We start from the raw sequence: 6,209 nt of genomic DNA, 5'->3' as shown, positions 1-6,209 counted from the left end.
GGTACAGCGGCAAGGTATCCAGCACCTGCCGCACACAGCGCTCCCTGACGTTCGGGTCGATCTTCTTCGGCATGGTTTGCATCCTTCCAACTCAGAAAGATGCGGCATCAAACCTGGGGCGCTTCACTACCTGTCGCGTACGCCGACTACTTCGACGCCAGCGAGGGGTGGGAGGTCGGCTGGGGTAGTGGCGTCAAGCATCCGAGACCACCGAGGCCGCCGGCTTCTACCCAGAAGGGATCCAGTTCGATGCCATCGACGTCAGATACCGGTGACACTCCAATCGTCCTCGACCGACTCGGTAAGGTCCTGCAGTGGGCGACAGGGCTTTCCCCGAAAGCCAGCGCGGCGGAAGGAACTCTGGTTCCACGCGGGGACACGCTGTCACCCGGCGTCACAATCAAATTCGCTGCCAAGGATGTTCGTGGTGCCGACCGCGCTGCGCTGTTTGCCGATGGTCAGTTCGTTCATTTGGGCGTCTGGCCGGCTGAACTCCAATCTCAGTACACCTACTTGTACTCTGATCGGGCAAGAGTCGATGCGCTGCTTGAACTCGACGCTCTCACCGGTTTCACCGTCGAGTCCAACTTCCAGCTGGCCCATAGATTCGCCCAACCTCTTCAACGCTGGTTTCCGACCAGACTGCTGTCGGCGGAAGATTACCTAGGCCAGTGGATCGAGGACTTTCACGCGGGACGAGCTGGCGGTCGAACCCACGATGAGATCGCCGACCCGGGCTTCTTCGGCTGGCTTGCGGAGCGCCGCTACGCTCTTGCCGCGGAGCAGGAAAGCCTTCACCATTGGTTAGACGGCAAGAAGGCTGGCATACAGATTCACATACGCCCCGGCGTCCAGATCCGCAGAACCTGGTCGTACGCAGAAGCATTCGCGGTTGAGAACGAACACGAGTTCGCCTCGCAGGTGCGTACAGCAGTGGATCAGGTACTGACCGCACTCGGCCAGACGAACCTCGGCTCCGCACGTTAAACGGCGGTTGCCGTAGGTGTTTCAGCTGAGAGTTCGCACGCTCCGCGGCCGGCATTCAATCGAGACTTCGTGGTCACCACGCAAGACCACGACTGGTACTCTCCGATTGGCGACGTCGCGTCGCAACGCGCGCAATAGGTCGTTCTGGGAGTGGATGTCGCGATCCCCGACAGCAACGATCGCATCGCCGGGCTCAAAGGGGCCTGCTGAGTTATCGCGAACAGCCGTCACCACAAGAGCATGCCCTCCCGGTGCTCTATCGACGGGTCGGCGTGCGACGCTGACGCCCAGTGACGCGCGTTCAACAGCTCCGTAGGTGATGAGTTCCTGGACTACCTCCGCGACGGTGTCGGCCGGGACCGCGAAGCCAATGCCATCGGCCTCAGGGATAGCTGCCGTATTCACTCCTATGACAAGGCCGTCGACGTTCACCAATGGCCCGCCGGAGTTTCCGGGGTTGATTGCAGCATCCGTCTGGATCACGTCAAAGATCGCTTGCTTATCCCCGGTGGGCAGGCTTCGCTTCAAACCGCTCACGATGCCAATGCTGATGCTCTCCGGGAACTCACCCAGGGGGCTACCGAATGCAAAGCAGAGTTCTCCGAGCCGTGCCCCGCGGGCCGAAATCAAAAGCGGCTCAGCGGGTTGCGGGTCAACTCGCAGGACAGCGAGGTCGGTCAAGGGATCTCGTCCCACGACGCGTGCCTCGGTCTGTCGAGCGCCGGGTAGCTGGACGTGGATCGGGTCGACCATTCCTTCGACCACATGATTGTTCGTGACGAGGTGCTCGACGTCGTAGAGGAACGCTGATCCGCTGCCTTCGTCGAAATCACGCGTCTGCCCTTTGACAATGGCAGTAGAAAGCACAACGCGTTCGGCCAGTTCGATAATCTCGTCGCTGAATTGCCGAAGCAACCGTCCCGATGTATTAGACATCGAACTCGTCACCATCATCGTCGTCGAGCATGGTCTGTCCGCCAAATCGCTTCTGCAGCCGAGTGTCATAGTGGTCCGCGCGGTCCGCAATCAGGTCGATGGTGGCCATGAGCTGCTCAGACGAAAGCCCGTCGAAAATGTGGAGCTCCGCCGATAGCACAATTTGTGGACCATCTGGGTCGACGGTCGCCTTCGCAAACGGCGTGTTCCGATTGATTGCGTTAACCGCCTCATACACCTCGGGCCGCATCGCGAAGTCCTCAAGCAGCGGAGAGAAAACTCCGATCCATGGCGTTCCGTCGTCGGTCGTCCTGACGTACACGACGGCGCTGCCTGATACGAGCACGATGTCGCCATCGTCGTCACGTTCGATCGTGTCGAGCTTGAGCTCACGCTTTAGCGTGCTTTCCAACCAATCGTCGAGCTGGTTCGCGGTGTTGTCACCAGAAGAACCAAACACTTTGTCAAAGAACGAGGTCGACTGCGGTCGCGGAGCGAATCTCGACACTTCACGGTCTCCTGTGTGCGGTAAGGCTGTAATCGATCATTCCGACTCAAAACCCGACTGGTCGAACTTCAAGGTCTTTGCGTTCTCGGACAGCGTCCGAATCTTGTTCTCGTCGAATCCATTTGCGTCAACGGCCTCGATCTCGATCTTGACGACGAGGTCGATGCCCTGCTCCCGCAGGTTAGCGATGATCTCATCGGCGACGTTTTTGAAGTCGAGCGCGATCTTGTCCGAACTGAGGGTCTTCACCCCGTAGAAGCGCGTCTTCGATGGGGGGAATGCGACATCTACCTTGGAGGAATCAGCGGGGATACCAGGCTTGGTCTCCTGCTGCGGAGCATCGGACGGCTCGGCGGACGGCGTCTCCTCGTCACGTTGTTTTACGGCTACGTCGGGGCGTACCAGTAGAAGTCCGTCGGTGGGCGACGGCGCGGCGTTTGTGTCGGTCGGAATCCACAGCCCGATGTACCGGCCGGTGGCCTCGTCGATGCCTGTGGCAAGTGCGAAGGCATCGGTCTGCCAGATCATCGGCAGATCGAGTACCCCGTCCTGCAGCACCTTTCGGTCACGCAAGCGCGGCATGTACGGGTACTGGCAGTACAGCGACCACAACGGACCGAGCGTGACGTGCCCGCCGTTCCAGATTTGCGGCACCTTATTGATGGCGAGTCGGACATTGACGGCAGCCTGACGGATGGACAGGTCACCGTCGTTGCCGAGGCGGCGCGAAACCCGCTCCGCCAACGATTCGGACTGTCCTTCCACCTTGGTCTCGCGGACGATGAACGGAGCGCCTGCATCAGGTTGCGCCGGAACCAGGGCCCAGGTGAAGGTCTGCAGCAGCCGGGAGATGACGGTTTGGTCTGCTTGCGACTGCCGTTGGGTGGCCTGGTTCTTTTGATTCTGAGTGAGGTCCAGGTCGGCCTCGTTTGCCAAGACGTGCGTCCAACCCAGATAGTCGCGGGTGGCGTTGTCGAGTTCTTCGAGTCGGGCTTCGTCTGCGGCGAGGTACACCAGCATGTTGCGGTTGGCGCGGTTGGCGGTGCCGCGCTGCTCGGTGGACTGTCGCGCGAATTCCTTGGCTAAGGACTCGGTTCCGCGCTTGTGAGCGACTTTCGGGTGCAGGATCACCAGGCGTGCTTCGTCTGTGTCGGGGATGTCCGCGTTCGTTTCGGGGCAGATGTGGACTCCGGCGAAGTCGCCTCGTGTGCGGGCCTGGGCCTGTAGGCGGCGGACGATCTCGGCCCACACATCCTCTTTATGCAGGCGCTCGGCCTGGTCCTTGGCGGTGCGGGTGATGTTGGCCTGTAGGTCGTACCAGTACTTGCCGGAACCGGAGTAGAAGTAGGTGGCCCGATCGCCGAGTTGGGTGAGCGCGGAGTGGAAGTTGCCGGGCACATCGCCGGGCACGGCGGTGCCCAAGAACACCCGCTGGGTTTCGAGGCCCTTGTGGGCCGAGCCGATGGTCGGCGCGGCGCCGAAGAATACGGTGCGGGCTAGGCGCTTGGTCAGCGAGCGCTGACCAAACAGCGGCTTGTCCTTATCGATGCGTGCGGGTTCGGAGGTTGGGCCGTCGACGTCGGCGTCGATGATCGCCTTCCACGAATCCTGAAGGTATTGCGTGAGTTCAGAATTGACGTTGGCGGTCGCCAGTGGGACCGAGCCTGGCATGATCAGCGGTGAGGCGTCTTCACCGGTCCATAGGGCGTGGATCACCGTACTCATCAGGCGCAGCACGCCGCGGGTGCGTTGGAACCGTTCCAGGGACGACCATTCTTCGTACAGTCGGTCGAACAGTTCGGGGTGAATGGGGTAGGTCCGCTTGATCCGGTCTTCGTAGGCGCCGTCGCGGGCTTCGCGGGGAAAGTCGTCGCTGTACTTGCGATACATCTCGACGTAGCCGCGCGCGGTTGCACTGATCGACGCGAGGGCCGCCGCATCGGGTTGTTTGAATAGCCGCTGCCGCACGATCTGGTAAGCCTCGACCGATGAAGCCGGTCGCCATTGGTCGGCGACGCGACGCACGACGTTCTGCAACCGCTTGAGCGCCTCCAGGCCGTGGGCACCACCAACTTCCTCAGCGTTACCGGCGGCGATCTTGTCGGGGGCGTCTCCGGTCTCGGAGGCGGGAATCGAGATCACCAGCAGCACACCTGAAGTGCCCTTGGCAGCCTCGGTCAGCGACTGCGCGAAGGTGAATTGGTCGTCAAAGGTGCCGCCAGCAAGGTCGTCACGGCCAACGAGCGAGCGTGCGTAGGCCACCCATTCGTCGATCAGGATGACGGCAGGGGAGTGCTTCTGCAGCAGGTCGTGCAACGCCTCGCCGGGGGTGGTTCGTTCGGCGTCGGCCTTGGCAACCAGTTCGTAGGCTTCGGGCCCGCCAAGTTGCCAGGCCAGCTCGCCCCACAGGGTGTTGATGTGCGTGCCGTCGTCCTTGGTTTCACCGGCGGGGCTGAAGTGGTTGCCGACGATTGCGACTCGATTGATCTTCGCGCCGGAGTATCCGTTGGCGGACAGTAGTTCCTGGGTGTCTTGAGGAAACTCGCCGATGGGCAGTCCGGCGGCGACGTGCCACAGCGCCAGCATGGAGTGGGTTTTGCCGCCACCAAAATTGGTCTGCAGGTTGATCACCGGTGGCGCGTTGTCGTCGCCGGAGATGCGACGCACAGCGCGGCCGACTAGATCGGTCAACCCCTCGGTGAGGTAGGTGCGTCGGAAGAACTCGACCGCATCCGCGTAGCCAGAATCCTGCTCGCCGCCGAATGCGACTTTGTACAAGTCGGCGGCGAACTCGGAGGCGGCGAAGTTCCCGGTGGCGACGTCGTCGTGGGGCGGAAGCACATCTCGCCAAGGCTTGAGACCGGACGCCTCCGGGTTGTCGACCGCAGCCTTGAGAGTCTTTTTGTCCTCTTTGTCGGCGGTGACGCGACGCAGGTTGAGCCGGATCCCATGCACCTCGTCGGCTTCCTTGGTGGCACCAACCAGCTTGAGCAGACGCTCGCCCGTGTCCAGTGCGCGGTAGGCGTCGTCGTCGGAGAAGGTTCCGTTGTGCGCCCAATTGTTTCGGACCTCGCGCAGTTCGATCGCGAAGGACTCGCCGGCCTTGCCGAAAGACTTGTTAAACGGATACCAGCCGGCCTTGAAACTGCTGGTGATGCTGCTCTCAGTCAGGATGCGGAACTGTACTTGGGGATCGTGGGGATTGTACGTCTTATCTGCTGGGGCGCCCTTCTTGCCATCTTTGATTTGGACAAGCTTGGTCCACGCGGCGCCGAGCGCAGGGTCGCCTTGACCGATCACCGATGCGATGAAGTCATCTAGCGCCGGGGCCATCACCTCAAACATTCGGTTAATGCGGTCGCGGTTACTCAGTGCCATATCAATCGTCCCCCAAGCTCATATCGTCGTTCAGATCGTCGGGCTCGAACTGTGCAGAGTCTTCATTGGCGAAGCCTTGGTCGATATCGCGTTGGACGGCCTTGCCGATCGCCGACTCGACCAACTGACAAAGCGATTCGCGCCGGAAGCTGAAGTAGGCGTCGAAGTCATCGGCGCGCAGGAATTCGGCCGGAATGAGGTGGGTCGCGACCAGCTCGTCGAGTCGTTGCGCCGCGATCTGCGCCCGGGTTTCGATGACTGACAGATAGGAGGATGAACCGCCCCAGGTTCTCCGCCGCTTCTATACGGGTTGCGGCTCTCGGTTGAGGGTCGCGTAATGGGCTTGCTCGAACTCCACGGGGGTCATCATCTCAAGGCTGCTGTGCAGGCGCCTGGTGTT

Annotated in this window: 5 protein-coding genes; 2 read left to right on the top strand and 3 right to left on the bottom strand. The window is 61.4% G+C overall.

From position 1 onward, the window contains the following. Positions 1–249 precede the first annotated feature (249 nt). Positions 250–987 (top strand): hypothetical protein, encoded by a 738-nt coding sequence (locus ACTWP6_RS29640; RefSeq protein WP_443189566.1) that lies wholly within the window; start codon positions 250–252, stop codon positions 985–987. Positions 988–1,008: 21 nt separating this feature from the next. Here the strand turns inward: ACTWP6_RS29640 and ACTWP6_RS29635 are convergent, their stop codons facing one another. From ACTWP6_RS29635 to ACTWP6_RS29625, 3 genes are read right to left on the bottom strand one after another with little or no spacing between them, the layout of a single operon-like run. Next, complete coding sequence (locus ACTWP6_RS29635; RefSeq protein WP_443189565.1) at positions 1,009–1,941, bottom strand: S1C family serine protease; 933 nt, start codon at positions 1,939–1,941, stop codon at positions 1,009–1,011. After that, a complete protein-coding gene (locus tag ACTWP6_RS29630) occupies positions 1,916–2,431 on the bottom strand; it encodes a YbjN domain-containing protein (protein WP_167838101.1) in 516 nt (171 codons plus the stop codon). Before ACTWP6_RS29630 ends, ACTWP6_RS29635 begins: the two co-directional genes overlap by 26 nt. A gap of 36 nt (positions 2,432–2,467) precedes the next feature. After that, positions 2,468–5,809 (bottom strand): Swt1 family HEPN domain-containing protein, encoded by a 3,342-nt coding sequence (locus tag ACTWP6_RS29625; RefSeq protein WP_443189564.1) that lies wholly within the window; start codon positions 5,807–5,809, stop codon positions 2,468–2,470. Here ACTWP6_RS29625 and ACTWP6_RS29620 point away from each other — a divergent pair. Then, positions 5,784–6,071 (top strand): hypothetical protein, encoded by a 288-nt coding sequence (locus ACTWP6_RS29620; protein WP_443189563.1) that lies wholly within the window; start codon positions 5,784–5,786, stop codon positions 6,069–6,071. The two genes, ACTWP6_RS29625 and ACTWP6_RS29620, sit on opposite strands and share 26 nt — an antisense overlap. Positions 6,072–6,209 lie beyond the last annotated feature (138 nt).

It is taken from the genome of Mycobacterium sp. 4D054 (genome assembly GCF_052245755.1).
Classification (GTDB): domain Bacteria; phylum Actinomycetota; class Actinomycetes; order Mycobacteriales; family Mycobacteriaceae; genus Mycobacterium.
The sequence above is the reverse complement of the archived record's forward strand: the minus strand, read 5'-3'. Positions and strand labels throughout refer to the sequence as shown.